This is a genomic window from Usitatibacter palustris, assembly GCF_013003985.1.
In the GTDB taxonomy this organism is placed as follows: domain Bacteria; phylum Pseudomonadota; class Gammaproteobacteria; order Burkholderiales; family Usitatibacteraceae; genus Usitatibacter; species Usitatibacter palustris.
This window is the reverse complement of record NZ_CP053073.1, coordinates 3,747,301-3,770,526: the sequence shown is the minus strand read 5'-3', so window position 1 is coordinate 3,770,526 and position 23,226 is coordinate 3,747,301. Positions and strand designations below refer to the sequence as shown.

At 66.2% G+C, this 23,226-nt stretch carries 26 protein-coding genes; 17 read left to right on the top strand and 9 right to left on the bottom strand.

The annotated features are described in order from the left end of the window. Position 1: 1 nt before the first annotated feature. Entirely contained in the window at positions 2-592 is a 591-nt protein-coding gene (locus tag DSM104440_RS18310; protein WP_171165232.1) for a histidine phosphatase family protein, read from the bottom strand. Positions 593-626: 34 nt separating this feature from the next. On the opposite strand from DSM104440_RS18310, the gene ubiB reads away from it, so the two are divergent. Next, on the top strand, positions 627-2,069 hold the full coding sequence (gene ubiB / locus DSM104440_RS18305; RefSeq protein ID WP_171165230.1) for a ubiquinone biosynthesis regulatory protein kinase UbiB: 1,443 nt from the start codon (positions 627-629) through the stop codon (positions 2,067-2,069). Positions 2,070-2,084: 15 nt separating this feature from the next. Here the strand turns inward: ubiB and DSM104440_RS18300 are convergent, their stop codons facing one another. From DSM104440_RS18300 to DSM104440_RS18290, 3 genes are read right to left on the bottom strand one after another with little or no spacing between them, the layout of a single operon-like run. Further along, positions 2,085-2,876: an SDR family NAD(P)-dependent oxidoreductase gene (locus tag DSM104440_RS18300; protein WP_171165228.1), complete on the bottom strand. Its 792-nt coding sequence runs from the start codon at positions 2,874-2,876 to the stop codon at positions 2,085-2,087. A gap of 12 nt (positions 2,877-2,888) precedes the next feature. Continuing rightward, positions 2,889-3,551, bottom strand: coding sequence for a class I SAM-dependent methyltransferase (locus DSM104440_RS18295; protein WP_171165226.1), 663 nt, complete (start codon positions 3,549-3,551; stop codon positions 2,889-2,891). Positions 3,552-3,561: 10 nt separating this feature from the next. Beyond that, complete coding sequence (locus tag DSM104440_RS18290; protein ID WP_171165223.1) at positions 3,562-4,407, bottom strand: endonuclease/exonuclease/phosphatase family protein; 846 nt, start codon at positions 4,405-4,407, stop codon at positions 3,562-3,564. A 70-nt stretch (positions 4,408-4,477) separates the two neighbouring features. On the opposite strand from DSM104440_RS18290, the gene DSM104440_RS18285 reads away from it, so the two are divergent. Further along, positions 4,478-5,290, top strand: a complete 813-nt coding sequence (locus tag DSM104440_RS18285; RefSeq protein ID WP_171165221.1) for a class D beta-lactamase — start codon at positions 4,478-4,480, stop codon at positions 5,288-5,290. On the opposite strand, the gene DSM104440_RS18280 is transcribed toward DSM104440_RS18285, so the two are convergent. Genes DSM104440_RS18280 through DSM104440_RS18265 form a run of 4 tightly spaced genes read right to left on the bottom strand, consistent with a single transcriptional unit; the run spans position 5,287 to position 9,225 of the window. Beyond that, the gene (locus tag DSM104440_RS18280) at positions 5,287-6,111 is read right to left on the bottom strand and encodes a carbohydrate ABC transporter permease (protein WP_171165219.1); all 825 of its coding nucleotides are present in this window, start codon (positions 6,109-6,111) and stop codon (positions 5,287-5,289) included. The two genes, DSM104440_RS18285 and DSM104440_RS18280, sit on opposite strands and share 4 nt — an antisense overlap. Continuing rightward, complete coding sequence (locus tag DSM104440_RS18275) at positions 6,108-6,971, bottom strand: carbohydrate ABC transporter permease (protein WP_171165217.1); 864 nt, start codon at positions 6,969-6,971, stop codon at positions 6,108-6,110. The genes DSM104440_RS18280 and DSM104440_RS18275 overlap by 4 nt, the downstream gene beginning before the upstream one ends. After that, positions 6,971-8,257, bottom strand: coding sequence for an ABC transporter substrate-binding protein (locus DSM104440_RS18270; protein ID WP_171165214.1), 1,287 nt, complete (start codon positions 8,255-8,257; stop codon positions 6,971-6,973). The genes DSM104440_RS18275 and DSM104440_RS18270 overlap by 1 nt, the downstream gene beginning before the upstream one ends. Then, positions 8,254-9,225 (bottom strand): ABC transporter ATP-binding protein, encoded by a 972-nt coding sequence (locus DSM104440_RS18265; protein WP_171165212.1) that lies wholly within the window; start codon positions 9,223-9,225, stop codon positions 8,254-8,256. Before DSM104440_RS18265 ends, DSM104440_RS18270 begins: the two co-directional genes overlap by 4 nt. Before the next feature lie 81 nt (positions 9,226-9,306). Between DSM104440_RS18265 and DSM104440_RS18260 the strand changes: the two genes are divergently transcribed. The 15 genes from DSM104440_RS18260 to DSM104440_RS18195 all read left to right on the top strand — a co-directional run bounded on the left by DSM104440_RS18260 (position 9,307) and on the right by DSM104440_RS18195 (position 22,722). Continuing rightward, the gene (locus DSM104440_RS18260; RefSeq protein ID WP_246212057.1) at positions 9,307-10,407 is read left to right on the top strand and encodes a high affinity choline transporter 1; all 1,101 of its coding nucleotides are present in this window, start codon (positions 9,307-9,309) and stop codon (positions 10,405-10,407) included. Then, positions 10,407-10,736 carry an SLC5/6 family protein gene (locus DSM104440_RS19435; protein ID WP_246212056.1) on the top strand — a complete coding sequence of 110 codons (330 nt, stop codon included), beginning with the start codon at positions 10,407-10,409 and terminating at the stop codon, positions 10,734-10,736. The genes DSM104440_RS18260 and DSM104440_RS19435 overlap by 1 nt, the downstream gene beginning before the upstream one ends. Before the next feature lie 44 nt (positions 10,737-10,780). Then, positions 10,781-12,148, top strand: coding sequence for a high affinity choline transporter 1 (locus DSM104440_RS18255; RefSeq protein ID WP_246212055.1), 1,368 nt, complete (start codon positions 10,781-10,783; stop codon positions 12,146-12,148). A gap of 145 nt (positions 12,149-12,293) precedes the next feature. Continuing rightward, positions 12,294-12,554: a hypothetical protein gene (locus DSM104440_RS18250; protein ID WP_171165211.1), complete on the top strand. Its 261-nt coding sequence runs from the start codon at positions 12,294-12,296 to the stop codon at positions 12,552-12,554. Between the two features lie 109 nt (positions 12,555-12,663). After that, positions 12,664-12,906, top strand: a complete 243-nt coding sequence (locus tag DSM104440_RS18245) for a hypothetical protein (RefSeq protein WP_171165209.1) — start codon at positions 12,664-12,666, stop codon at positions 12,904-12,906. A gap of 413 nt (positions 12,907-13,319) precedes the next feature. Then, complete coding sequence (locus DSM104440_RS18240; RefSeq protein WP_171165207.1) at positions 13,320-13,550, top strand: hypothetical protein; 231 nt, start codon at positions 13,320-13,322, stop codon at positions 13,548-13,550. A 363-nt stretch (positions 13,551-13,913) separates the two neighbouring features. Then, complete coding sequence (locus DSM104440_RS18235; protein WP_171165204.1) at positions 13,914-14,996, top strand: sensor histidine kinase; 1,083 nt, start codon at positions 13,914-13,916, stop codon at positions 14,994-14,996. A 13-nt stretch (positions 14,997-15,009) separates the two neighbouring features. Beyond that, the gene (locus DSM104440_RS18230; protein WP_171165202.1) at positions 15,010-15,765 is read left to right on the top strand and encodes a LytR/AlgR family response regulator transcription factor; all 756 of its coding nucleotides are present in this window, start codon (positions 15,010-15,012) and stop codon (positions 15,763-15,765) included. Between the two features lie 407 nt (positions 15,766-16,172). Next, positions 16,173-18,263, top strand: a complete 2,091-nt coding sequence (locus DSM104440_RS18225; protein WP_171165200.1) for a histidine kinase — start codon at positions 16,173-16,175, stop codon at positions 18,261-18,263. A gap of 9 nt (positions 18,264-18,272) precedes the next feature. Then, the gene (locus DSM104440_RS18220; protein WP_171165198.1) at positions 18,273-19,025 is read left to right on the top strand and encodes a LytR/AlgR family response regulator transcription factor; all 753 of its coding nucleotides are present in this window, start codon (positions 18,273-18,275) and stop codon (positions 19,023-19,025) included. Between the two features lie 159 nt (positions 19,026-19,184). Next, a complete protein-coding gene (locus tag DSM104440_RS18215) occupies positions 19,185-19,706 on the top strand; it encodes a gamma carbonic anhydrase family protein (protein ID WP_171165196.1) in 522 nt (173 codons plus the stop codon). After that, positions 19,699-20,736, top strand: coding sequence for a VanZ family protein (locus DSM104440_RS18210; protein WP_171165194.1), 1,038 nt, complete (start codon positions 19,699-19,701; stop codon positions 20,734-20,736). Before DSM104440_RS18215 ends, DSM104440_RS18210 begins: the two co-directional genes overlap by 8 nt. An 8-nt stretch (positions 20,737-20,744) precedes the next feature. Beyond that, positions 20,745-21,053, top strand: coding sequence for a (2Fe-2S) ferredoxin domain-containing protein (locus DSM104440_RS18205; RefSeq protein ID WP_171165192.1), 309 nt, complete (start codon positions 20,745-20,747; stop codon positions 21,051-21,053). Between the two features lie 4 nt (positions 21,054-21,057). Continuing rightward, entirely contained in the window at positions 21,058-21,705 is a 648-nt protein-coding gene (locus tag DSM104440_RS18200) for an alpha/beta hydrolase (RefSeq protein ID WP_171165189.1), read from the top strand. 6 nt (positions 21,706-21,711) lie between these two features. Beyond that, entirely contained in the window at positions 21,712-22,722 is a 1,011-nt protein-coding gene (locus DSM104440_RS18195) for a cupin-like domain-containing protein (RefSeq protein WP_171165187.1), read from the top strand. Here DSM104440_RS18195 and DSM104440_RS18190 read toward each other — a convergent pair. Further along, entirely contained in the window at positions 22,621-23,079 is a 459-nt protein-coding gene (locus DSM104440_RS18190) for a HigA family addiction module antitoxin (protein WP_171165185.1), read from the bottom strand. The genes DSM104440_RS18195 and DSM104440_RS18190 overlap by 102 nt on opposite strands. Positions 23,080-23,226 lie beyond the last annotated feature (147 nt).

Here is a 23,226-nt window from a genome sequence, read left to right as displayed (position 1 = left end):
GCTAGACCTGGTGCGGCCGGCTGACGCGAAGCTTGATGTGTCCGCCGGTGGGGGAGAGCGCGAATTCGACGACCTCGCCGTTGCCCACCTGCATGCGCTCTTCGCCGCCGAGGAGTTGGTTCATCACGCGGCCCACGCCCTTGCTGCTCACGAGTAGCGGGCGGCGTTCGAGGTAGGGTCGCAAGCGGTCGAGCAGGCGCGAGACGCGCAACTCGAACTCTTCCTCCGCTTCGCCGCCGGGCGGCGGCACGTTGTTCTTCAGGGCCTCTTCCGTTTCCTCGATCGGCCGCTTGTTCCACTGGCCCAGGCGCCGCTCGTTGAGCAACGGTTCTATTTCAACTGGAATATTTCCCAGCACGCCGCTGATGATCGAGGCGGTCTGGCGCGTGCGGATGAGCGAGCCCGCGACGATGATGCCGATGCCCAGCTCCATCCGGGAGATCTGCTTGGCGAGCAGGTAGGCCTGGTCGCAGCCCACGTCCATGAGAGGGACGTCGAGGTCCCCGCCGCAGCGCAGCCCCTTGAAATTGACCTCGGTCACTCCGTGGCGGACGAAGTAAAGAGTGAACGGGCGGTCGGCGTGGTACGTCATGCGTCGAGGATAGCATCGGTACAATCGGGGCTGCATGCGAATCTTCCGTCTCATCCGCATCCTTTCCACCCTGCTCCGGCACCGCGTCGACGGCTCGCGCAGCCGGGGCGAACGCATGCGTCGCGCGTTCGAATCGCTCGGTCCCGTGTTCGTGAAATTCGGGCAGCTGCTTTCCGTGCGCCCCGACCTCATTCCCGAGGACATCACCACCGAGCTCGCGAAGCTGCAGGACAACGTGCCGCCGTTTCCCGAGGACCAGGTGACCGCCGCGCTCGCGCGCGCCTATGGGAAGCCGCATTCGGAAGTGTTCCGCACGTTCGACATGAAGCCGGTGGCGAGCGCGTCGGTCGCACAGGTGCATTTCGCGACGCTGCCCGACGGCCGCGAGGTGGCGGTGAAGATCCTGCGTCCCGGAATCGACAGGACGATCGCGAAGGACGTCTCGCTGCTCTACAACGCGGCGTGGCTCGTCGAGACTTTTTCCGCCGACGGCCGGCGCCTGCGCCCGCGCGAGGTCGTGCGCGAGTTCGAGCACATCATCGGCGACGAGCTCGACCTCGTGCGCGAGGCGGCCAACGCGAGCCAGTTGCGGCGCAACTTCGCCGATGCGCGATTGCTCATCGTTCCCGAGGTCTACTGGGACTGGTGCAACCGCGACGTGATGGTGATGGAGCGCATCGACGGCATCGCGGTGAACGACGTCGCGGAATTGAACCGCCTCAACATCGACATCCCGAAGCTCGCGCGCGACGGCGTGGAGATCTTCTTCACGCAGGTCTTCCGCGACGGCTTCTTCCACGCCGACATGCACCCGGGCAACATCCTCGTCGCGCGCGACGGGCGTTACTGCGGCGTGGATTTCGGGATCATGGGAACGCTCTCGGATGCCGACAAGAACTACCTCGCGCTCAACTTCATGGCGTTCTTCCAGCGCGACTACCACAAGGTCGCGGTCGCGCACGTGGAAGCGGGCTGGGTGCCGCGCGACACGCGCGTCGATGAGCTGGAAAGCGCGGTGCGCTCCGTGTGCGAGCCGATCTTCGACCGGCCGTTGAAGGAGATCTACTTCGGCAAGGTGCTGATGCGCCTCTTCGAAGTGTCGCGGCGCTTCAACGTGCAGGTGCAGCCGCAGCTCGTCCTGCTGCAGAAGACGCTCCTCCAGGTGGAAGGCCTCGGCCGGCAGCTCGACCCGAGCCTCGACCTTCGCCGCACCGCGCAGCCGATCCTCGAGCGCTGGGCGAACGACCAGGCGGGACCGGCGGGATTCATGAAGCAGATGAGGGACGAGGCGCCGCTCTGGGCGAAGTCGCTGCCGCAGCTGCCAAGGCTCGTGCACCGCGTGCTCACCGACGACACGCCGCAGCGGCTCGAGGCCGCGCTCGTGAAGCTCGAAGCCGCACAGCGCCGCCAGACGTGGATCCTGCTCGCGATCGCGGTGGTGCTGGGCGCGATGGTCGTGGCCTACCTGTTTCGCTGAGCGCGGCTCAGCAGGTCAGAACGCGCTCTTGGTGGTGCCGCCGTCCACGCGCAGCGCCGCACCCGTGGTCGACGAGGCGAGCGGGCTCGCGACGTAAGCGACCATCGTGGCGATTTCCTCCGGCGTCGAGAAGCGCTTGATGAGCGAGGTGGGCCGCACGCTCTTGAAGAACTCCTTCTCGAACGCCTCGAAGGTCGTGCCCTGTTCCTTCGCCAGCGCCTCGACGAAATCACCGACGCCGCGCGAGTTCGTCGGCCCCGGAAGCACCGCGTTCACCGTGATGCCCGTCCCGGCCACGCTCTCGGCCAGGCCGCGCGAGATCGCGAGCTGCGCGGTCTTGGTCATGCCGTAGTGGATCATCTCCGCGGGAATCTGCACCCCGCTCTCGCTCGAGATGAAGATGATGCGGCCCCAGTCGGCCTTCTTCATCGCCGGCAGCACCAGCCGCGCGAGGCGCGCGCCCGAGAGCACGTTCACCTCGAAGAAGCGGCGCCAGTCCTCGTCGGGAATCTGCTCGAAGGCCTTGGGTTCGAAGATGCCCAGGTTGTTCACCAGGATCTCGATGCCGGGGTTCTCGCGGACGACGCGCTCGGCCTCAGGGGCAAGCGAGAGGTCGCCGGCGAAGGCGATGTACTTTCCGCCCGTCTCCTTCGCGAGCTCATCGCACGCGGTCTTCACCGCATCGGCCTTGCGCCCGTTCACGATCACGCGCGCGCCTTCGCGCCCGAGCTGTGCGGCGATCGCGCGGCCGATGCCGGCCGTGCTGCCCGTCACGAGGGCGAGCTTGCCCTTCAGTTTCAGGTCCAAGCCGCGGGGCCCTTAGCGCTTGCGCAGCAGCGTGAGGCCGTCGCCGACGGGCAGCATCGCGATGCCCACGCGTTCGTCCTTGTGCACGAAGTCGTTGAACCGGCGCAGCGCCACCGTATCCGGTTCGTTGTTCGCGGGGTCCGCGACGCGGCCCGACCACAGCGTGTTGTCCACGAGCATGATGCCGTTCAGGCGCAGCAGCTTGAGGATGCGCTCGTAGTAATCGAGGTACGCACCCTTGTCGGCGTCGATGAACGCGAAGTCGTACTTCCCCGCTTCACCCGCGGCGAGCATCGCGTCGAGCGTTTGCGTGGCGGGCGCCAGGCGCAGGTCGATCTTGCCCGTGACGCCGGCCTTCTCCCAGTGCGTCCGGCCGATGGAGGTCCATTCGTCGCTCACGTCGCAGGCGACGATCTTGCCGCTGTCGGGAAGGGCCAGGGCCACGGCGAGCGCGCTGTAGCCGGTGAATACCCCCACCTCGATGCAGCGCTTCGCACCGATCGCTCGCGCCATGAACTGCATGAACTGGCCCTGCTCGGGCGAGATCTGCATGCGCGCCATTTCCAGCGACGCGGTCGCCTTCCGCAGCTCCGCGAGCACCGGGTGGTCGCGCAGCGAATGCGAGATGAGGTAGTCCTGGACGGGTTCCGTCATGTTGATTGTGCGCGTAGACATATTTTGCCTCTCAGGCGATGTCGAGCATCACCGGTTGATGGTCGGACGCCTGCGTGGCGCCATCGATTTTTATTGAGTGTACGGCAAGCCCCTCGCTGACGAAAACGAAGTCGCAGCAATACGGGGTGGGTTTCCACGAATGGTCGTGCAGGCAGAAGGTGGGGTCGTGCGGGCGGTCGCCGTGCACGAGGCGCCAGGCGTCGCGGTAGCGCGGGGCGCCCCCGGCGAGCGGTTCCTGGATCGCCGGGTGCTCGGGCGCCTCGGGCGGGAAATTGAAGTCCCCGGTGAGGATCGCCGCGGTCGGCTGGGGCGTGGGCTTGAACGTGGCGTTTGAGTCGCCGGGTGGAACATTCTTGCCGTGCAGCGCACGTTCGCACGCTTCGGCGTGCATCTCCCGGAGCCACCGCGCCTGCGCCATGCGCTGCACGTCCGAGTAGTACTCGAGGTGCGTCGTGGTCACGCGCAGCGGGCCGAACGGCGCCTGCACCACGGCCTCGATCGCCATGCGCGGCATCGAATCCATCTGCGGATCGGCGGGCCAGGGCAACGCGTGCCGGCGCACCGAGTGGACCGGAAGCCTGGTGAGGATCATGTTGCCGAAGCGCTTGCGCTTCGTGCCGCCGCCCACGTCGAGCGCAATGCCCTCGAGCGCGGCGTACCCGGGAAACAGCGCGGCAAGGATCGCGAACTGGTTGGCGTCGTCGTTGCCGCCGAGATCGGGGTAGTTGTCCGCGACCTCCTGGAAGCACATCACGTCGAAGTCGCCGAGGGCGCGCACGTGCGAGGCCACGCGCGGGAGGTCCACTCGCCCATCGACGCCCCTGCCCCACTGGATGTTCCAGGTGATGAGCCGCATGCCCGAATCGCTCTGAAGAAGGCCAGAAGTTTGCCAGATTCGCCACGCACGCTTTCGCCGAATATTCCACATGGGAGTCTCGGAATTGAAGCGCTTCGCGCCCTCGCTGTTGATGCTGCTTGCAGGACTCAACGCCACCGCCGCCGACCAGGTCCTGCGCCACGACTGGAAGCGTCATTTCGCCGCGTACGGCGTCGAGGGCACCTTCGTCCTCTTCGACCCGGAGGCGAACAGCTACGGCGTCCACAACGTGGTCCGCGTTCGCCACGGCTACCTGCCGGCCTCGACGTTCAAGATCCCGAACGCGCTGATCGGCCTCGAGGTGGGATCGATCCGCGACGAGCGCGAGGTGTTCCGGTGGGATGGCCACCCGAAGCCGCGCGCGGCGCTCGAGCGCGACCACACGCTCGACTCCGGCATGAAGGACAGCGTCGCGTGGATGTTCCAGGAGGTGGCCCATCGCACGGGCAAGGCGCGCATGAAGGAGTGGCTCGCGCAGTTCGAGTACGGCAACCAGAGCATCGAGGGCGGCATCGAGCATTTCTGGCTGCAGGGCGGCCTTCGCGTGAGCGCGATGGAGCAGATGGAGTTCCTGAGGAAGCTCGAGGAGGGAAGGCTTCCGGTGAGTGCCAGGTCGCGGCGCCTCGTGCGCGACGCGCTGCGCATCGAGGAGACCGCCGGCGGACTCACGCTCTACGCGAAGACCGGCACGACGGGCGCGGTGCGCGAGCCCGTGGCCTGGTGGGTCGGCTGGGTCGAGCGGCGCGGTGTGCCGGTCGCCTACTTCGCGATGAACGTGACGCCGACCAAGGCCGAACCCCTCGGAGCCCGCGAAGCGATCACGCGCGCGATCCTCGCGCAGGAGATCGGCTACGGCCTCTAGCGAATCCCGGCGCGCATGAACGACTGCACGAACTGGCGCTGGAACAGGAGGAAGCCCAGGAGCAGCGGCGCGGAAGTGAGCAGCGTGGCCGCGGTGATCACGGACCAATCGATGCCCTGGTCGCCCGAGGAGAACACCTGCAGGCCCACCGTGACGGGGCGCGACGTGACGGAGTTGGTGACGATGAGCGGCCAGAGGAAGTTGTTCCAGTGGTGGCTCACGGAGACCAGGCCGTAGGCGAGATAGATCGGTTTGGCGAGCGGCACGTACACGCGCCAGAGCACCGTGAGCGGCCCCGCGCCTTCGACGCGCGCGGCCTCGTCGAGCTCGCGCGGCACCGTCTTGAACGCCTGCCTCAGAAGGAAGATCCCGAACGCGGAAGCGAAGTAGGGCAGGCCCACCGCGGGAATCGAATCGAGCACGCCCAGGCGCGCCATCGTGCGGTAGTTCTCGACGATCAGCACGTCGGGCATGATCATCAGCTGCACGAGCACCAGCAGGAAGACGATCTCCTTGCCGCGAAACTCGTAGCGCGCGAAGGAGTACGCGGCGAGCGTGCACAGCAGGAACTGCGCGGCGAGCACCATCGTCACCAGCATGAAGCTGTTGAGGAAGTAGCGCGCGAAGGGCGCGGCTTCCCAGGCGCGGCGGAAATTCTCCAGCGTGAGCGGCGCGCCGAGCACGAACTTCGCGGAAAACTCCGGCGGATGGAACGCCGTCCACACGGCATACACGAGCGGCAGGATCCACAGCAGTCCCAGCAGCCACGCGGCCGCGGTCTCGAGCCCGAGCGCCCAGCCCCTGGGTTCGTAGAGTCTCACTGGTAGTGCACCTTGCGATCCAGGAACACGAACTGCCCGATCGCGACGCACCCCAGCACCACGAGCAGCACCACGGTGAGGGCGGCCGCATAGCCCGTGTCCCAGAACACGAAGCCCACCTGGTACACGTGATAGAGCAGCAGCGACGTGGCGTTGTTGGGCCCGCCGCGCGTCATCACCACGATGTGATCGACCATGCGCACGGCGTTGATCACGGCGTTGACCATCACGAAGAGTGTCGTGGGCATGAGCAGCGGCAGCACCACGCGCCGCAGGTAGTAGCCGCGCGGCGCGCCTTCGATCGCCGCCGCTTCCGCGAGCGAGGGCGGGATCTGCTGGAGGGCCGCGAGGTAGAAGATCATGAAGAACCCGGCTTCCTTCCAGATCGCGACCACCATCACGCAGGCGAGCGCGGTCGATTCGCTCCCCAGCCAGTTGCGGCCCGACACGCCGAAGAGTCCGGTGATCTGCTCGAGCAATCCGTACTGCGGCGTGTAGAAGAAGATCCAGATGTTCGCCACCGCGATCATCGGCAGGATCGTCGGCGTGAAGAACGCCATGCGCAGCCACGTGCGGCCGCGCATCGCGGAGTTCACCCACAGCGCCATGGCCAGCGCGAGCGCGATCGAAATCGGAATCGTGCCCAGCGCGAACCACAGGTTGTTCCACAGCGATTTCCAGAACACCTCGTCCGCGACCATCACGGCGTAGTTCTCGAGCCCCACGAAGGGCGCGGGACGGCCGCCCTTCGGGGTCGCGAAGAAGCTGTCCCACACGGTGGCCACGATGGGCCAGTGCGTGAACAGCGCGAGGAGTGCGACGGCCGGCAGCAGGAGCAGCCAGCCGTGGAGCGGCTTCACTACTTGTACGACCTCAGGATCCGCGTTGCTTCGGCCTGCGCGTCCTTCATCGCCGCCGCCGGTTCCTTGGCACCCGTGAGGGAAGCCTGGATGCCGTCGTTGAGCGCCTTGGTGACGCGCTGGTTGTCGTGCGTCGAGAGCTCCGCGACCGAGAACTGCAACTGGTCACGCGCGACGGAGGCGACCGGGAAGCCCTTCACGTACTCGGTCATCTTCGCCGTGGCCCAGGCATCCGGGCGCACCGCGACGTAGCCCGTGTCCATGCCCCACTGCGCTGCGCGCTCCGGCTGCGTCATGAACTTCGCGAACTTCACCGCCGCGGACTGCTGCTCCTTCGTCGCCTTCTTGAAGACGTAGAAGTTGCCGCCGCCCGTGGGCGAGCCGCGGCGCTTGGAAGCCGGCAGCATCGCGACGCCGAAATCGAACTTGGCGTTGTTCTTCACGTTGGTGAGGTTGCCCGTCGTGGTCCATATCATCGCGACCTTCTTCTCGAAGAAGTCCTTGGGCGTGGTGCCCCACTCGATCACGCCCGTGGGCATCACCTTGTGCTTGCGGCCCAGGTCCACCCAGTACTGCAGCGCCTCGACCACTTCGGGCTTGTCGAAGTAGGTCTCGGTGCCGGCGGCGTTCATGAGCTCCACGCCGTTGGGCGTGGTGAGGCCCTGGAAGAGCCAGTACGGGAAACCCGACGAGGGAATCTGCACGCCCCATTGCGTCACGTTGCCCGATGGGTCGCGCTTCGTGAGCTTCTGCGCGTACTCGAGCATTTCCTTCCAGTTGGCGGGCGCCTTGTTCGGATCGAGCCCCGCTTCCTTGAAGAGCTCCTTGTTCCAGTACAGGACGATCGTCGAGCGCTGGAACGGAATGCCCCAGGTCTTGCCGCCCGTCTGGCTGTTGGCCATGAACGCCGGATAGAAGCTCTTCACCCACGCCTTGTCGTCGGCCGTGTTCGAGACGTCCTCGAAGGGCACGATCGCGTCCTCGTCGATCAGCGTGTACATGTCGGTGGAGAGGAGGATCGCGGTGGTGGGCGGTGTGCCGCTCTTGTGCGCCGTGATGCCCTTCACCAGCGTCTCCTGGTACGTGCCCGCGTAGACGGGCTTCACCTTGATGCCGGGGTTTTCCTTCTCGAAGTCCGCCGACATCTGGTCGATGGTCTTGGTGATGGGGCCGCCGACGGCGACCGGGTAGTAGAAAGTAATTTCAGTCTGCGCGGCCGCGGCCAGCGCCGTCGATGCGGCGATTGCGGCCAGCGGCTTCCAGATGCTCCCCAAAGCGGTTCTCATTTTCTTCCTCCGTTGTTGTCGAAGCGGTGCTCGTGTTGCTTGTCCCAATTGATTCGTACGGTGTCGCTAGCGCGAACGGTCGCGTGGCCGGGAACGCGCACCAGCACGACTTGCGCATCCACCTTCGCCGCGACGAGCGAATCGGCGCCCAGGTACTCGACCGATTCGACCACGCCCGCGAGTCCGTCCGATGAAAGCCGCAGGTCCTCGGGGCGCACGCCGATGGTGGCGCCGCCGACCGTCATCAGGTTCATGGGCGGCGCGCCGATGAACGACGCGGTGAAGGCGGTGGCGGGACGCTCGTAGAGCTCCTCGGGCGTGCCCATCTGCTCGATGCGGCCGGCGCGCATCAGCACCACGCGGTCGGCCATCGTCATGGCTTCGGTCTGGTCGTGCGTCACGTACACCATCGTGATGCCCAGGCGCCGTTGCAGGCCGCGGATCTCGCGGCGCATCTCGCCGCGCAGTTGCGCATCGAGATTCGAAAGGGGTTCGTCCATGAGGCACACCGGCGCTTCGGCGATGATCGCGCGGCCCAGCGCCACGCGCTGCTGCTGGCCGCCGGAGAGCTGCGAGGGCTTGCGCGCGAGGAGTGCCCCCAGGCCCAGCAGTTCGGCCACGCGGGCGAGGCGCTTCTCGCGCTCCGCACCCGCGACCTTGCGCACTTCGAGCCCGAACGTGATGTTCTGCGCGACCGTGAGGTGCGGAAACAGCGCATACGACTGGAACACCATCGCGATGCCGCGCTCTGCGGGTGGGGCGTGCGTGACGTCCTTGCCGCCGATGCGGATGGTTCCGGCCGTGGGCACATCGAGGCCGGCGATGAGGCGAAGCGTGGTGGACTTGCCGCAACCGGACGGGCCGAGCAGGACCACGAACGAGCCGGGTTCGACCGAGAAGGAAACCGAATCGACGGCGCGAACGGTATCCCAGTGCTTGGAGACGGCTTCGAGGTGGATCGCGGACACGCGGCATTGTCCGTTCTGCAGGAGAGCGCCGCAATCCCCGCCGGGTTAGAATCACCCCGATTTTTACCGCCGGGAAGTCCCATGCTCTTCTGGTTCGTCATCATCTACTGGATCATTTCGGTCGCGATCGGCATCTACGCGGCCAAATGGGTGCACAACTCCAAGGACTTCGCGATCGCGGGGCGCCGCCTGCCGATGTACATCGTCACGGCCACGGTGTTCGCGACCTGGTTCGGCTCCGAAACGGTGCTCGGCATCCCGGCGACCTTCATGAAGGAAGGCTTCTCGGGAATCATCGCCGACCCGTTCGGCTCCTCCCTCTGCCTGATCCTCGTGGGCCTGTTCTTCGCGCGGCCGCTCTACCGCATGAACCTGCTCACGATCGGCGACTACTACCGCAAGCGCTACAGTCGCGGCGTGGAGACGCTCACGACGCTTTGCATCGTGATCTCGTACCTGGGCTGGGTGGGCGCGCAGATCAAGGCCCTGGGCCTGGTCTTCTTCGTGGTCTCCGACGGCGCGATCACGCAGCAGTGGGGGATGGTCATCGGTGCTTCCACGGTGCTCATGTACACGGTGCTCGGCGGCATGTTCTCGGTGGCGATCACCGACTTCATCCAGATGATCATCATCGTGCTGGGCATGCTCTACATCGGCTGGGCGGTGAGCGGCATCGTGCCCGGCGGTGCCAGCGCGGTAATCGCGCACGCGTCGGCGAACGACAAGTTCAACCTCCTGCCCAAACCCGAGCTGAAGGAGGTGCTCTGGTTCCTTGCGGCATGGATAACCATGATGCTGGGGTCGATTCCCCAGCAGGACGTCTTCCAGCGCGTGCAGTCGGCGAAGGACGAGAACACCGCGGCGCGCTCGTCGATCCTCGGCGGCTGCCTGTACTTCCTCTTCGCCTTCATCCCGCTGTTCCTCGCCTATTCCGCGAGCCTCATCGATCCGAAGATGGTCGAAGGCGCGCTCAAGGAAGGCGGCGACCCGCAGCTCGTCCTTCCGAACCTGATCATGTCGCCCCTGGTGCCGATCTTCGCGCAGATCATGTTCTTCGGCGCGCTGCTCTCGGCGATCAAGAGCTGCGCGAGTGCCACGCTGCTGGCACCTTCGGTGAGCTTCAGCGAGAACATCCTGCGCCGTTCTTCCCGAAGATCACCGACACCCAGTTCCTCAGGCTGATGCGCATCGTGCTCGTGGGCTTCACGTGCATGGTGACGTTCTTCGCGCTCAACTCCGACGCGAGCATCTACAAGATGGTGGAGAACGCCTACAAGGTGACGCTCGTCGGTGCCTTCGTGCCGCTCGTGTGCGGCCTGTACTGGAAGCGCGCGACCAACCTGGGCGGCACACTCGCCGTGATCTTCGGCCTCACGGTGTGGATCGGCATGGAGCTCTTCCAGCCCGACGGCCTGATGCCCCCGCAGCTCGCCGGCCTCATCGCGAGCTTCACCGGGATGATCGTGGGCTCGCTCGCCGTGAAGGGCTTCGGTCCGCAGGCCGCGCACTGACCCTCGTCGCTTTCATCCTGCTGTACCTCGCCGCGTCCGTCGCGGTGGGGCTCTACGCCGCCACGCGCGTGCGCGGCGCCGCGGACTTCGCGGTCGCGGGAAAACGCTTCGGCACCCCGATCGTCCTCGCGACCGTGTTCGCCACCTGGTTCGGCGCGGAAACGGTGCTGGGCATTCCCGCGACGTTCTGGAAGGAAGGACTGCGCGGCCTCGTCGCCGATCCGTTCGCGGCGGTCGCGTGCCTGGTGATCGTGGGCCTCGTCTTCGCGCGCAAGTTCTTCCGGTTGAATCTCCTCACGCTGGGCGACTACTTTCGCCAGCGCTACGATCGCAAGTCCGAGGTCGTCTTGTCGCTGTGCATCGCCTTCTCCTATCTCGGATGGATCGCCGCACAGTTCGTGGCGCTCGGCTTGGCCTTCAACGTTCTTTCAGGCGGCGCGATCGACATGCGCACGGGCATCGCGATCGGCGCGGGCATCGTTCTCCTTTATACGATGGCCGGCGGCATGTGGTCGGTGGCACTCACCGACTTCTTCCAGGCGATGGTGATCATCGTGGGGATGCTTTACGTCGCATGGGTGGTCTCCGACCTCGCTGGAGGTGCGGGCAAGGTGATCGAAGCGGCCGCGACCGCCGATCGCCTGCAGTTCCTTCCCGAGGCCAATGCGAAATCGGTGCTCGCGTGGATCTCGGCGGCGCTCATCGTGATGTTCGGTTCCATTCCGCAGCAAGACGTTCTGCAGCGCGTGATGAGCGCGAAGGACGAATCGATCGCGGTGCGCGCCTCGATCCTCGGCGGTCTCCTTTATTTCGTGATCGCGCTGATCCCGATCTTCCTGGTCTCCGCGGCCTCGCTCATCGATCCGCCGATGGTCGAGCGCCTGATGGACAAGGACTACCAGCTGATCCTGCCCACGCTGATCCTCGAGCGCATGCCGCTCGCGGTGCAGGTCCTGTTCTTCGGCGCGCTTTTGTCCGCGATCCTTTCGACCGCGGGCGGCGCACTGCTCGCCCCGTCCGTCGCGCTTGCCGAGAACGTGGTGCGACCGCTGCTCGAACGGCGCGGCGTGGTACTCGAGGACGCGAAGGTGCTACTCGTGATGCGCCTCACGGTCGCTGTCCTCGCGATCGCCGTCACCGCGATGGCGCTCGGCTCGCGCATGTCGATCTACCAGCTGGTCAACGAGTCCGGGAAGGTCGTCCTGGTCTCGGCCTTCGTCCCGCTCACCGCGGGGATCTTTTGGGCGCGGGCCACGGCGCGCGGCGCGCACCTCGCGATCATCGCGGGGCTCGGCACCTGGATCGCGCTCGAGGCCTTCGCCCCCGAGGCTCTTGTGCCGCCGGTGCTCGCCGGCCTCGTGGCGAGCGCGATCGGCATGGTCCTCGGGTCGCTCGCAACACGCTCGCCCTAGCGGCAGATCCCCCGGCGCGGCACTTCGCGCCGCCTTTTCCGCATTTCGTCGCTTCCCGCTTTCTCCCCCCGGAGCACGCGCCTAGATTGGCGCCATACCGAACGCGTACCCACCGGGTCGCTGCAAGAGACAAAGGAGAAACACCATGGACACGACGAACCAAAGCCTCGATCGCACCGCCGTCACCGTCTTCGTGCTCGCCATCGTGACGCTCGCGATCACCTGGATGCTGAACGTTCCGGCAGCCACCGCGAAGCACGCCGCGGTCACCGAAGCGCTCGATGCCGTGGTCGAAGCACCCGCCGCCGAGGGCCGCTACAAGGTCGTGGTCACCGGGCTTCGCCTGCCGCAGCGCAACGCGCCTTCCGCGACGGCCGCGGTGTCGACCGGGCAGCCGCGCACCTGAACCGCTCCATCCGGCCGCGTCGCCGTTCGATCCGCCTTTTACGCACTTCGTCGCTTCCTGCTTTCACCGCTCGCGTCGCCCGAATAGATTGGCGGCAAGGAGAAACGAAATGAACACGAACCAGAGCCTCGACAACACTTCCGTCATCGCCGTCGCCGTAGTCGCCGTCAGTTTCGCGATGGCCTGGGTAGCAGACTCCACGGGCCTCGCCCGCGCGCAGTCCTCGAAGAGCGAAGTCACGCTCACCCAGGACGGACACATGAAGCTCACCGTGACGGCCGCCCGCGAAGGCGCGCGCATCACGCAGGTCGTGGGTGCCGCCGAAACGCCGGCCACCGCACAGCGCATCTAGAGCCTGGACAGCTCCCCGAAGCAGCTTCCTCCCCCCCCAACCTGAGGAAGTTGCGAGTCCCCGCCCGGCTTCGGCCGGGCGTTTTTTTTGGCGACGCTGGATCAAGGGCGAGGTCCGCAGATAAACGCGGATAAACGCAGATGAAAGCGAAGGGCCGGGAGAGCGGGACTTCGTCCACCTGCGCATCCGGGAATGCCCAATCACGTCCCGCCGTTATCGGCGTTTATCCGCGTTTATCTGCGGACCTCGCCCTTGCCTGTGGCCCCTCCATGCAGTCTTGTCCCGCGCTATGGCGATTCGCGCCGTACTTCCTGCACTTCGTCGCTTCCCGCTTTCTCCCCGGGTTTCGGACGCCTAGATTGGCGACATACCGAACGCGCACACAGCGCAACCGACCCCAAAGGAGAAACACCATGAACGCCGTCCAGACCCTCGATCGCACCTCCGTCGTCACCCTCGCGCTCGTCGTCGCCAGCCTCATGGTGGCCTGGGTGGTGAACCAGCCGGCCGGAACCACGAAGCAGGTCTCGGCGCCGCAAGCGACGGTTGCCGCCATCGAATCGCCGTACAAGGTCGTGGTCACCGCGCAGCGCCTGCCCCAGCGGATCGCAACGCTCACGGTTCACGCCAGCCGCAGCCTCTAAGCCGTCCCGCCTCCCCGACAAGCCCGGCGCCGTCCGGGCTTTTTTATCCCCAACCGGGGGCCCGAATGCGCGTTTCGTCGCAATCGGATGGTTCCCCGGGGTAGCAAACCGTAACCTGACAGTCATCAGCGAGGATCGAACATGGAACCGATGGACCAGCCAGGCACGAAGAACAGCAACCCGGGCACTGCGTTGCCCGAGCCTGTCTCGCGCCCCATACTGGCCTCGGACCGTCCGTGGCGGCGAGTGCCGCCCGGGGTCGCCGCTCGGCGCTGGAAGCGCGCCGATCGCGTTCCGGTCGCAGCGCTATGAACTGACGCGACGGGCCCACGAGGCCCGTTGTCGTGACGGGGGTGTCAGGCAGTGAACCGGTTTGCGTACCTCTTCGAAGGTCTGACGATTCGCCGCGTCGCGTGGGTCAGCGCGATCTGCGTGGTGGCCACCGGCATCGTCGTCGGCTTCTTCCTCAACACCTATCTCGACCTGCTGGTGAGCGCGCTTTGCGTGGGCTACACCAGCATGCTGCTGTTCACGATCTTCGGGAACATCCGCCAGGAACGTTTCTCGCGGCAGGTGATGCAGGTCGTCGCGATCCTCGTGGGCTCGTTCGTGGGCACGATCCTCGCGGGCCTCGTGAAGGGCCGCGACATCGTCCAGATGTTCTCCGAGCGCCTCGCGGGCGTGACCATCACGATGAGCCTCGGCATCGGCTTCGGCTGCGTGGTCGTCGCCGCCTTCATCCTGCGCGAGAAGCACGCGAAGGACGCGGCGAGATTGCATCGCGCGGAAGCCGAACGCCACCAGCTCGAGAAGAACGTCCTGCAGGCGCGGCTGCAGCTGCTGCAGGCGCAGGTCGAGCCGCACTTTCTCTTCAACACGCTCGCCAATGTGCAGCATCTGGTCGAGACCGAGCCGCCGGCGGCCGCGCGCATGCTCGAAAGCCTCATCCAGTACTTGCGCGCCGCGTTGCCGCAGATGCGCCAGGCCGAATCGAATCTCGGACGCGAGCTGGATATGTCGCGCGCCTTCCTCGAGATCAACGCGATGCGCATGGGCTCGCGCCTCACCTACGACGTGTCGATGCCCGAGAGCCTTCGCTGCCGTCCCTTCCCGCCGATGATGCTGATCTCCCTCGTGGAGAACGCGGTGAAGCACGGCGTGGATCCGTGTTGCGACGCGGGCAGCATCTCCGTGCGCGTCCACGAGGAAGGCGATCGCCTGCGCGTGTCGGTCGCGGATTCCGGCGAAGGCATCTCGCTCAAGAAGGGCACGGGCGTGGGGCTATCGAACATCCGCGAGCGGCTGAAGACGCTTTATGGGGCCGATGCGCGCCTCGTGCTCGAGGAAAACAAGCCCCACGGCGTGATCGCCACGCTCGATCTTCCCGCCGACAACGGTACCAGCGCGGAAATGGACGATAATCCGCGGGTCGAACGCGCCGCCTGAACCCGCAACGCCCTTGAAAAGCCCGACCGCCGTCATCGCCGACGACGAGCCGCTGCTCCGATCGCAGCTCAAGTCGCGCCTCGCCAAGCTCTGGCCCGAGCTCGCCATCGTCCACGAGATGGAGAACGGCCGCGATGCGCATGCCGTGTGCGACGAGCACCAGCCCGCGCTCTTCTTCCTCGACATCCACATGCCCGGCGTGAACGGCCTCGAGGCCGCGCGCGCGATCGGCAAGCGCGCCCACATCGTCTTCGTCACCGCGTTCGACCAATACGCCGTGGAAGCCTTCGAGCGCGGCGCGATCGACTATGTCCTGAAGCCCTTCAACGAGCAGCGCCTGGCCCTGTGCGTGGAGCGCCTCAAGGAACGCCTTTCCGGACCGCCGCCGGTGCTCGACCAGTTGGTCGAACAGCTCGCCGCGCGCCTCAGTCCGAAGCCCTCCGACCACCTGCGCTGGATCAAGGCCTCGGTGGGCTCCAACGTCCGCCTGATCCCGGTCGAAGAGGTGCTCTTCTTCCAGTCCGACGAGAAGTACACGCGCGTGGTGCTGTGCGACTCCGAGGCGCTCATCAGGAAGCCCATCAAGGAGCTCCTCGACGAGCTCGATCCCGAGAAGTTCTGGCAGGTCCACCGCGCCACGATCGTCAACGTCGACCACATCGCCTCGGTGAAGCGCGGGCTCAAGGACCAGGCGGAGATCGCGCTGAAGGAGTCCAAGGAAACCGTGGTCGTTTCGAGGGCGTTCACGCACCTGTTCAAACAAATGTAACTGTCATCCTGAGGGCCGTAGCGCCCGAAGGACCTGCTTGAACAGCGAAGCGGATTTGTACGGTTAACCCCCTCCAGCAGGCCCTTCATCGCAGCGCTCCTCAGGGTGACAGGGGTGGTTTTCCACCCCCGTTCACCCCTCCCGGCAGCGTTTTACCCCCCGTCTTCTGCATTCCAGCCCCGGAGCCTTTCGGGCCCCCCCCCAATCGCCTAATTTGCCTTCCGTGGGGCCGCCATGGGGGTGGCCCCGGACGAACCGGGGAGGTGTCCATGTCGCTCATCGAAGTCCTGGGGCCCAATATGGTGCCGATGGTGGTGGTTATCGGTGTTCTGGTCCTGTCGCTTACGGTGGCCGTCGTGGCCCTCCTGTCCGATTACTGAAAGAATGCGGCCCAACCGGCCTGACGCATGAAATCCTCGCTCTCCAACATCCTCAACAAGACGCCCTGGTGGGCGCTGATCCTCGGCGCCATCACGGTGATGATCGGGCTCGCGTTCTTCGTGGTGCCCTATCACATCATCGGATACCGCCAGTTCGAGGATCCGGAGCATTCGCGCGCCATCAAGCGCGAGATCGACAACACCTTCGCCGAGCAGGCCATCAACCTCGCCCGCAACGTGGTGCGCGGCATGCGCGATGCCACGCGCGACGAGGAGCGGCGTGCCGAACTCGACACCGCGCTCGAAGGCCTCGAGGAAGCGCGCCGCGAGCTGCGTGAAGCCGGCTCCGAAGTGCTGCGCTCCAAGCGCGATGCGCTCGAGCAGATGAACGAGGCCGCGCGCCGCACCACCGAAGCGGTGCGCGAAGCGCGCCGCGAGGCCGAGCGCGCCCTGAAGGGCGGCGGCATCGACAATTCGGAGACGCGCCGTCACCTCGAGGAATCGCTGAAGGCCGCCGAAGATGCGGAGAAGGAAGCCCGGCTCGCGCTGAAGGAGAACGCGCGCGAGACGGCACGCCAGGCGAAGGAAGCGGCCAAGCTCGACAAGGAGGTCGCGAAGGTCCACAAGGAAGTGTCGAAGCTCGAGCAGGAGAAGGCCAAGGCCGCCGAGAAGGAGAAGGCCAAGGCGGAGGCCGACAAGCAAGCGCCTACCGCGAGCCTGGGCATCACCATCGGCGAGAAGGGCGGCCCGGTGATCCGCATCGACCCGGACGTGGACATGGGACCGATGCCCGATCTCCCGCCCGAGTTGCGCGCGAAGATCCAGCGCAACGTCGTGGGCGACATGTATCGCATCGGCATCGGCGCCGTGCTCGTGATGATCCTGCTGCCGATGTTCGTCCTCGCCGTGATCGCGAAGTTCTTCATCGACCGTTCGCGCGCGGCACAACGCCAGGCGGAGCTGAAGCGCAAGGAAGCCGACTACCACCGCCTCACGCAACAGGTGACGGAAGCCAAGCTCGCCGCGCTGCAGGCGCAGGTGGAGCCGCACTTCCTCTACAACACGCTCGCGAGCGTGCAAGCACTCACCGAGGTCGACCCGGCGCAGGCGAGCGCGATGACCGGTCACTTGATCCAGTACCTGCGCAACGCGCTGCCCAAGATGCGCGAGTCCGTCTCCACGGTGGGCCAGGAGATCGAGCTCGTGCGCGCGTTCCTCAACATCCTGCAGATGCGCATGGGCAAGCGCCTCACGTTCGACATCAACGTGCCCGCCGAGCTCGAGCCCCTCTCGTTCCCGCCGCTCATGCTGCCTTCGCTCGTCGAGAACGCGATCAAGCACGGCCTGGAGCCGCAGCGCGAAGGCGGGAACGTGCGCATCACCGCCGAGCGCGTCGAGGGCAAGTTGCGCCTCATCGTGGCCGACACCGGCAAGGGTTTCGCGGAAGCGATCGGCTCGGGCGTGGGCCTCACCAACATCCGCGAGCGCCTCGCGGCGCTTTACGGCGACGCGGCCAAGCTCACGATGGAAGCCAACGAACCCCAGGGTGTGGTGGCCACGCTCGAAGTGCCGACCGACGGCACGCGCGCGCCCGCGCCCATGCCGCCCGCGCCCGAGGAGGCCGTTCCCCCCGCGTCGGCGGCAGCCTCTCCCGCCGCGGCCACGCTCGAAACCGGACCGGACGCGCCCAAGACCAAGTCGCAGCAGGCGCTCGCGGTGATGGCGACGATGGAACGCTGGTGGCGCAAGGCCCTGTCGTACGTCTTCGTGGCCGCGGCCGTGTGCGCCGTCGTGGTCGCGTTCGCCGCGTTCGTCGCCATGCTCTTCGGCGAATTGCCCGTGGAGATCGGCAACGAAGCGCTCACTGGCCCCGGTGGTGCCATCGTGGGTACGCTCGGAATCCTCGTGGGCCTGCTCGCGGTGGTGCTCGCCCTGGCGATCGTCACGGTCGTGATCTACGGGCTGGGCTTCCTCATCGTGGGCATCGCGATCTTCGTCCCGCTCGTGGTCATCGCGGGGCTGAGCCCCGTGCTGGCACCCATCGCCCTGATCGGCGTGCTCATCTGGTGGCTCATGAAGAAGAACAAGAAGGAGCCGGTTCCGGCGACGCCGAAGTAGAATCGCGGCATGCCTACCGCCATCGTCGCCGAGGACGAGCCGATCCTCCGGGCGCAGCTCGAAGCGAAGCTGAAGAAGCTCTGGCCGGAGCTCGAGATCATCGCCTCCGTCGAGGATGGCGCCGCCGCCCTCGAAGCCCTCGAGGACCGTACCCCGGATTTCATGTTCCTCGATATCCGCATGCCCGAGATGACGGGCGTGGAAGTCGCGCGCCACGTGGGCAACCGGTGCCACGTGATCTTCGTCACCGCCTACGATGAGTACGCGGTCCAGGCCTTCGAGACCGGTGCCGCCGACTACATCCTCAAGCCCGCCACCGACGAGCGTCTCGCGGTCACGATCGAGCGGCTGAAGGCGAAGGTCTCGGCGCACTCGCCGCCCACCGACCTCAAGTCGATCCTCGCGCAGATCGGCGAGCACGTCTCCGGCAAGAAGGAGAAGCTGCAGTGGATCAAGGCCAACGTCGGCCAGAACCTGCGCCTCATCCCGGTGGCCGAAGTGCTCTTCTTCCAGTCCGACGAGAAATACACGCGCGTGGTGACGGCCGATTCCGAGGCGCTCATCAAGACGCCGATCCGCGAGATCCTCGACGGTCTCGATCCCGAAGTGTTCTGGCAGATCCACCGTTCCACCGTGGTGAATGCCAACGCCATCGCCGCCGTGACACGCGACTTCCGCGGCCAGGCGCATGTGAAGATCAAGGGGAAGGACGACAACCTGGTGGTGTCGCGGATCTATTCACATTTGTTCAAGCAGATGTAGGTGCTGTCGTTATCGCTACTGCTGGCATCCTCGCTACTGTCATCCTGAGGAGCGAAGCGACGAAGGAACTGCTTGAGTTGGTTAACTGTTAAAAACCTAAAGCAGGTCCTTCGGGCCTGCGGCCCTCAGGATGACAGTCTCTCGAATGACAATTTCTCGATGATCTACGAACTCGGCGACCGAAAACCCCTCTTCAAGGGCGACTACTTCGTCGCGCCCAACGCGGCCGTCATCGGCTCGGTGGTCTTCGAGCCCGGCGCCAACGTGTGGTTCAACGTGACGATTCGCGGGGACAACGAAGTCATCACGCTGGGCGAGAACGTGAACGTGCAGGACGGCTCCGTGATCCACACGGATTCCGGCGTGCCCGTCGTGCTCCACCGCAACGTGAGCGTGGGCCACATGGTGATGCTGCACGGCTGCACGATCCACGAGAACTCGCTCATCGGCATCGGCGCGATCGTGCTCAACGGCGCGGTGGTCGGGAAGAACTGCCTCATCGGCGCGGGTGCGCTCGTGCCCGAGGGCAAGACGATCCCCGACGGCTCGCTCGTCCTGGGCGTTCCGGGCAAGGTCGTTCGCCAGTTGACCGAGCAGGACATCGCGACCAACACGTGGATCGCGAACCACTACGTCGAGCGCGCCGCTACGTACCGCACGGCGTTGCGGCCGATTGGTTAGGCGCTTCCGCGGCTCGTTCGCGGTCTGCGCGCTGCTGATCGCGTACGCGAGCCTCTATCCGTTCATTCCCCTGCGCTGGCCCGCCGACGGTTCGTTCGGGCTCTTCTTCGTCCCGCGCTACATCCCCGGATTCGATGTCTGGCTCAACGCGATGGCCTACATGCCGTTCGGCGCGCTCGCATGCCTGGCGATGCGCCACGAGCCCACCGACAAGGCGCCCATCCTGCGCGCGACCCTCGCCGCCTTCGGCTTCAGCCTCGCGATGGAGATGCTGCAGCTCTTCGTGCCGTTTCGCGTGGCCTCGATCGCGGATATCGCGGCCAACACCGCCGGGGCGTTCGCGGGCGCGCTGATCTTCGTCGAGCCCGTGCGCTCCCTCGTGACGCAGCCGCTCGCGGTGCAACGCGAGCGCTTCGTGATTCCCGGCGCGTGGGGCGACGCTGGCCTGGTGCTGGTCGTGCTCTGGCTCATCGCGCAGTTCAATCCCGCGCTGCCGTTCTTCGAGGCCGGCAACATCAGCTCGGGCGAGAAGGAGGCCGTCGCATTGCGCGCGCTGCAGGCCACGGCGGTCGCGCTCAGCGTGTGCGGCTTCGGTCTGTTCATCTCCGCGGTGCTCAAGGGACCCGGGGGCGCGCTGCGCTCGACACTCCTGCTGCTCACGATGGCCCTCTGGCTCAAGTTCGTGATGGCCTCCGTGATGCTCCAGCCGCACGTCTATCCGGATTGGGAGACGGGCCTCAGGATGGTGGGGTTGATCGCGGGCATCGGGTTGTTCGTGCCCATGCGCCACTTCAGCCGGACCGCGCGCGTGTACCTCGCGATCCTGCTGATCCTCGCCGGCGCGCTCTTCTCGAAGATCTTCGGTTCGTACAGCGCGCTCGACGAGCTGCTGCGGCTGTTCAACTGGCCGCACGGCCAGCTCGCGTCCTTCGCCACGCTCACGCGCTTCCTGCACGAGGTCTGGCCGCTCGCGGCACTGGGCTGGCTGGTCGCGCTCTTCATCGGGAAGCGCCACGACCCCGTGAGATAATCGCGGGCATGAGCTTCTACAAACACCACGTCTTCTTTTGCCAGAACCGCCGTGACGCGCCCGAGGCGTGCTGCGCCTGCCACGACGCGGAGCGCATGCGCGCCTACGCAAAGGACCGCGTGAAGGCGCTCGGGCTTTCCGGCGCGGGCAAGATCCGCATCAACCAGGCCGGATGCCTCGATCGCTGCGAGGAAGGCCCCGTCATGGTCGTCTACCCCGAAGGCACCTGGTACACGTACGTCGACCAGGCCGACATCGACGAGATCATCGACGAGCACCTCGTGAAGGGCAACGTCGTCGAGCGACTCAAGATCTGACGCCGTGCCGCAGCGCCTGACGATTGCCGGTCCCGCCGGGGCCATCGAGATCGCAACGGACGCGCCGGCCAACCCCACGGCAGTCGCGGTCATCGCGCATCCGCATCCGCTCTTCGGCGGCACCATGGACAACAAGGTCATCACCACGCTCGAGCGCGCGATGCGCGAAGCGGGCGCGGCGACGTACCGTTTCAATTTCCGCGGCGTCGGCGGCACCGAGGGCAAGCATGACGAAGGCCGCGGCGAGACCGACGACATGATCGCCGTGATCGAGCACGCGCTCGCGGCTGCGGGATCGCTGCCGCTGTGGCTCGCCGGGTTCTCGTTCGGCGGCGCGGTGGCGGTGCGCGTGTCGGCCCGCGTGGCGTTTGCGCAGCTCGTCCTCATCGCCCCGGGGTTTCGCCGCTTCAGCGACGCGGGCATGGGCGCGCCCATCGATCCGAACGATCCACAATTCGGAGCGCCCGGCGTGCACACGAATGCCAACACCTTCATCGTGCACGGCGACCTCGACGAAACCGTGCCGGTCACCGATTCATTCGCCTGGGGTGCGCCGCGCGAAGTGCCGGTCGTCGTGATTCCGGGCGCGGAGCACTTCTTCCACCGCAAGCTGCACCTCGTCCGCGATGCCGTCTCGCGCATGATTCGCTAGCCGACGATGACGCCGATGCGCGAGTGGCAGGGCGTGGATGCGGAAACGTTTCGAACCCAGGTCGTGCCGCTCTATCAACCGGCGGTGTTGCGCGGCCTCGTTTCGAACTGGCCCGCCGTCGCGCGTGGCCGCGAATCCCCCGAGGCCATCGCGAGCTACCTGCAGGGCTTCGACAGCGGCGCGCCGGTCGATGTGCTCACGATGCCGCCGCATGTGCGCGGGCGGATCTTCTACACCGAGGACATGTCGGGCTTCACGTACACGCGCGATCGCGTCGCCGTGTCGAAGGTCGCCACGCAACTCGTGCGCTACGCGAAGTTCGACAACCGCCCGGGCATCGCCGCGCAAAGCGCGTTGATCAGCGAGTGCCTGCCGCGCTTCAAGGAAGAGAACGTCCTGCCGCTGCTCGATGCGACGGTCGAGCCGCGCATCTGGCTGGGCAGTGCGGTCACCACGCCCGCGCACCTCGACGAATCCAACAACATCGCCTGCGTGGTCACCGGCCGCCGGCGCTTCACGCTCTTCCCGCCCGAGCAGGCCGCGAACCTCTACATCGGTCCGCTCGACTACGCGCCCACCGGCACGCCCATCAGCCTCGTCGACTTCAAGCATCCCGACTTCGATCGCTATCCGAAGTTTCGCGACGCGCTCGCCGCTGCGCACGTCGCCGATCTCGAGCCGGGCGATGCGATCTACATCCCGACGCTCTGGTGGCACCACGTCGAGTCGCTCGAGAAGGTGAACATGCTGGTGAACTACTGGTGGAAGGGCCACGTGGGTTCTGCGGCCCAGGGCGGGTCGGCGCTCGATGTGTTGCTGCTCGCGCTGCTGAATCTTCGCCACCTGCCGCCCGAGCATCGCGCCGCGTGGCGGGCGATCTTCGATCACTACATCTTCAGCGCGACCGAGGACGTTTCAAGCCACATCCCCGCCCACCGCCACGGCGTGCTCGGTCCGATCTCGCCGGAGTTCGCGAAGGAAGTCCGCGAGTTCCTGGTCAAGCAGCTCCGTAAGTAGGTTTCCACCGCCGTCGAACGGTACCGTCAGGCCGATCGGCCGCAGGTTCGCCCGCACGCGCGCCATGTCGAGACGCACCCCTCGTCGCCTCGTTCGATCGATGTCGTACTCCGCCTGCAGCTTCATCCAGAAGGGCGCCCCGGACTGGAAGAGATCACCCAGGAGAATCGCGGTGCGTGGCGTGATCGGTCGCTTGCCGTGAATGATCTGGTTGATGTGCCGCGGCGGCAGGTTCAGCGCGCGCGCCAACGCGTTCTGCGAGATTTCGTACGGCTCCGTGAACATGGCGAGCCACTTTCCGGGATGTGCCGGCCGGCGAAGACGCTGGGTACGGGAGAAGCTGCGATCGGGCTTCATGGCCTTTCAACGATCCACGCGGCGCGAGGATGACTTGCGCCAGACGAGCGCGACCTCGATGTTGTCGATTTCCCCTATGACGCGCGGCGTCATGGCGCGTCACATTTTCTCGGGCGTGGAATGTGACACGCCATGGCGTGGCGCGTC